Here is a 4,024-nt window from a genome sequence, read left to right on the forward strand (position 1 = left end):
TTCGCCATCGAGATTTTTCCAGGTCACGGTCGAGCCGGCCTTGATCGTGAGCGACATCGGCGAGAACATGAAGTTCTTCACAACGACGACATTGGTCTCCTGCGCCTGCGCGACGGAGAACCCGGAAGCCGATGCCGCCATGAGTATCCCGGCCCCGAGGGGGACGACGAAGGCGCGGCGAAGGATAGTCGTTAGCATGATTTGGGTCCTGGTTGGTGAGCAGTGCCTGGAATTCAGGCGAGCGTGGTATCGGCGAGTGTCGCTGCGAGCGGGTGGCGCATGATCTTGATGCTGGTCACGCCAAGCATCCTGGGAAGCTGATCGCTCGGTACGGTCAGCGGCATGGGCCCAGGTCCATTGCCGGCCGTCGGTTGCGGATAGGCCGTCGAGCGCGCCGTATGGAAGGTGATATTGCCTTCCACCTTTGACACGATCTGGTGGATATGGCCGTTCAAGACAGTGACCGAGGTGAAGCGCTGCAGATAGCTCATCGCCTCGCCGGCGTCGCCGGTGCCCCAACCCCACGGTTGGTAGATCGTCCACATTGGCATATGCGCGAAGACGACGATCGGCGTGCTGGACGACCGGCCCTTCAGGTCGGCTTGCAGCCAGGCGAGTTGGTCGTCGCCGAATCCCCCCAACCCGTTTGGCTTGAAATGCATCACGTTGACCAGACCGATAAAGTGGACGCCACTGTGGTCGAAGCTGTAGTAGCCCTTATTGTCGGAGGCTTGACCGAACCGCTTGAAGTATTCCGTCCCAGGCCCATCGGTGACATCATGCTCGCCGGGCACGGTATGCAACTCGGTGATATTCAGCCCCGACAGCAATTGGGCTGCGTGGTCGAACTCCTCCGCCTTGGAAAGATGCGTAATGTCACCTGTGTGAATCGTCAGCGCCGGCTTGACCGGCATGGCGTTGACGAAGTCAATGGTCTGCTTGAGCGTGCCTGCGACGTCGGGATTGGCCTCCTTGTTGAAGCCAATATGCGTGTCGCTGATCTGCAGGAAAAGGGGGACCCCTGCGGCAACCGACTGACCCTTCGCCGAGGCGGCAAGGGCCAATTCCACCGGCGCGAGAACACCGCCGGCCAGGACAAACACCGTGCCCGCACCACCGAAAGCGAGACACTTCAACGCGCCGCGGCGCGACGGATCGGATGGAAGATCTGACGACATATTGCCCTCACGAGTCAGGTTCGAGAGGTAGATCGCCGGACTATCCGACGGGCCTCCCGATTGGGTTCAAGAGCAAGACTGCTGGGCCATCCGTTTTATTCCACCGTAAGCGCCGCGCTGCGGCGGCTAGCAAGCAGGCCTGCGCACGCAGGCCTTGAGTCACGGCGGTGGCGCTCTGCGTCATGACGACATGATCAGAGCCGGTGACCGATGCCGGTCCGACCCGCCACCTGATGCTGACCGGCCGACGGCGAGCCGATTCTACGATCGAGCCAGTATTTCCTAGGACTTACGCAAAAAGCCCCGGCTGAGCGCGGGAACGAATTGTTACGAAGCGACGTAAACCCAAAACGGAGCCAAGGTTCGTAATGTTGAGGGCATGACGAAACGCCCGACCCGCCTGGATTACTGCCAGTACCTGCTGGTGAGTCCGCTCAACCACACGCTGACGAACTTCGCCGACCATGTTGAAGATATGAGCCACGATGCCATCAACCGGTTTTTGCGTAACGAGAAGATGACACCGCGTCTCGTATGGGACAACGTGCGGGAACAGATCGCGGCGCACGAGGAAGGTTGCATCGCGTTCGACGACACGATCATCGACAAGGATTTCTCGCACCGGATCGAACTGGTCCGGCGCCAGTACAGCGGCAACGCCCACGGCCTGATCAAAGGGATCGGCATGGTGAACTGCGTGTACGTGAACCCACTGACGCAGGAGCACTGGATCATCGACTACCGTATCTACGATCCGGGCGGCGACGGCATGACGAAACTGGATCACGTGCGCGACATGCTGACCAACCTGGTTCATCATAAACGCCTGCCGTTCCGGCGTGTCCTGATGGATACCTGGTATGCCACGCGCGATCTGATGCTGTTCATCGAGTCGCTGGCGAAGATCTATTACTGCCCGCTGCGGGCCAACCGGCAAGTGGACGACTCCGGCGCAACATCCCCATACCGGCGCGTCGATTCGCTGGAGTGGGATGCGAGCGCTCTCGCGCATGGCAAAACCATCAAGATCAAAGGCTTTCCCAAACATCACAAGGTGAAGCTGTTCCGGGTTGAGGTGTCGACACACCGCACGGACTGGGTCGTCACCAACGACCTCACTCAGGATTCTTTGCAGGCCACACAAGACGCGTGTGGCCTGCGATGGAAGATCGAGCAGTTTCATCGCGAGGCCAAACAACTGACCGGCATCGAGCGCTGCCAATGCCGCAAAGCGCGCATCCAGCGCAATCACATCGCCTGCGCCGTACTGGTGTGGATTCGTCTCGCCGAGATCGCCAGGCAGACCTGCCGTACCCTCTATCAGGTCAAACACCAGATGCTCGATGACTTTCTTCGGCAGCAGCTCAAAAATCCGAGCGTTCGGATGAAACTTGCGTAAGTCCTATTTAAGCTTCTGACCGTCTTCATGCGCCCCGGCGGACAGGGGCTGGGCCTCGCGATCGTGGCGAGGGCACTCTTATTCTCATGTTCGGCGCCAGTCCCGCCAGCGGCCCGGATTGCCTCTGCGCCTGACCGGGCGCAGGGCCTGGCCGCTGCGGTGTGCGGATTATGTCAGCGCTTGCGACCAAGTCAAGCGAACCCTTCTATCCATCAAACCCAGCGACGATGCCCACACCGGCCGGCGCTTCGCTTGGCCGATGCAAAAGTAAAATTTGACCCTGGCCCTGCCGCCGGGCTACAATCCGACGCTTCGGGGCGTAGCGCAGCCTGGTAGCGCATCTGATTTGGGATCAGAGGGTCGCATGTTCGAATCATGTCGCCCCGACCAGTATTTGGCAATATGATCAAAGGCTTAGACCATAGGGTCTAAGCCTTTTTTTCGTCTTCCTTCTTGTCGTTCGGAAGTCATTCGGGATCAACATTGGCCGCCTTGGCCGAATACGTGACCGCACCTCCACTGCACTGCACCAACGCCGCGGCCATCCCGTGCCTGGACGCGCCGGCATGGTATAATCGCGCGTTAGCCCGGGGTGTATGCAGCAAGCCCTGTAACCGGGCGCCCTTGCCGAAATCTGCGATTCAAGCCGCGACTTATACCGCGGCGCAGTATCGGCGAGCCACCGGGAACATCTTGCCCGCTTCATTGCCCCGCGCCTATCACGGTAGCACGGCCGCATTAGCTTGGGCCGCAACCGGCAAGGCAATCGGCCGGGCACTGACGCGCCCCCTGGCGATTCCCTAACGTGGACACGTTGCACGCGCTTTGGCCGTGCCGGTCCGGGTCAGCTTGCCTCCCGCAACTCCATGGCGCAACCAAGCAAGCCGGCGCTTGTCACTGCTGGCACCCGGACCTCGCGAGCTCGCAGGCAGCAAGCCGGCGCTCGCCTCACCGGATTTACCTAAATCATGCAGCTCAAGGCTGCCGTAAAGGAAGAAGATTGGCTAAGGAAGAACTTATTGAATTTGGCGGTGTTGTCTCGGAAGCCCTGCCAGACAACCGTTACCGCGTAACGCTGGAAAACGGCGTGGAAATCTGGGCCTATGCTTCGGGCAAGATGCAGAAACACCGCATCCGGATCCTGGCCGGTGACCGCGTGACGCTGGAAATGTCGCCCTATGACTTGACCAAGGGCCGCATTAACTTCCGCCACAAAGCCTGATCTTCTTCCACGCTCGCCGCCGGCGCGTTGCGCCAAAGCGCGCACCCAGGGCACCGCATAGCGCCGGTCCGGCCCCGGGAAACATCTGGCCATTGCTATGCGCAAGGGCCTGCCGGAAGCATTGCCCTGGCCATGCCAGCCTGATTCCATCGGGCCTGGCATTTGGCTTGCGCGCCCCAAGCACCGCCCCCCAGGCATCGTCACGCTATTGCCCTCTTGCGTTAC

The 4,024-nt window shown here is 60.5% G+C and carries 4 protein-coding genes and 1 tRNA gene; 3 read left to right on the forward strand and 2 right to left on the reverse strand.

Going from position 1 to position 4,024, the window contains the following annotated elements; genetic code table 11:
- A partial coding sequence (locus ACRECS_RS27225) for a hypothetical protein (RefSeq protein ID WP_431586107.1) occupies positions 1–198 on the reverse strand: 198 nt, incomplete at its 3' end.
- Positions 199–233: 35 nt separating this feature from the next.
- Positions 234–1,178, reverse strand: a complete 945-nt coding sequence (locus ACRECS_RS27230; protein ID WP_431586108.1) for a metallophosphoesterase family protein — start codon at positions 1,176–1,178, stop codon at positions 234–236.
- 379 nt (positions 1,179–1,557) lie between these two features.
- On the opposite strand from ACRECS_RS27230, the gene ACRECS_RS27235 reads away from it, so the two are divergent.
- The 3 genes from ACRECS_RS27235 to infA all read left to right on the forward strand — a co-directional run bounded on the left by ACRECS_RS27235 (position 1,558) and on the right by infA (position 3,799).
- Entirely contained in the window at positions 1,558–2,577 is a 1,020-nt protein-coding gene (locus ACRECS_RS27235; RefSeq protein WP_431586109.1) for an IS701 family transposase, read from the forward strand.
- Between the two features lie 313 nt (positions 2,578–2,890).
- Positions 2,891–2,967, forward strand: a tRNA-Pro gene (locus ACRECS_RS27240).
- Positions 2,968–3,577: 610 nt separating this feature from the next.
- Positions 3,578–3,799, forward strand: coding sequence for a translation initiation factor IF-1 (gene infA / locus ACRECS_RS27245; protein ID WP_017230249.1), 222 nt, complete (start codon positions 3,578–3,580; stop codon positions 3,797–3,799).
- Positions 3,800–4,024: the final 225 nt, after the last annotated feature.

The sequence above is a fragment of the Sphingomonas sp. genome (genome assembly GCF_050725575.1).
Lineage (GTDB): Bacteria > Pseudomonadota > Alphaproteobacteria > Sphingomonadales > Sphingomonadaceae > Sphingomonas.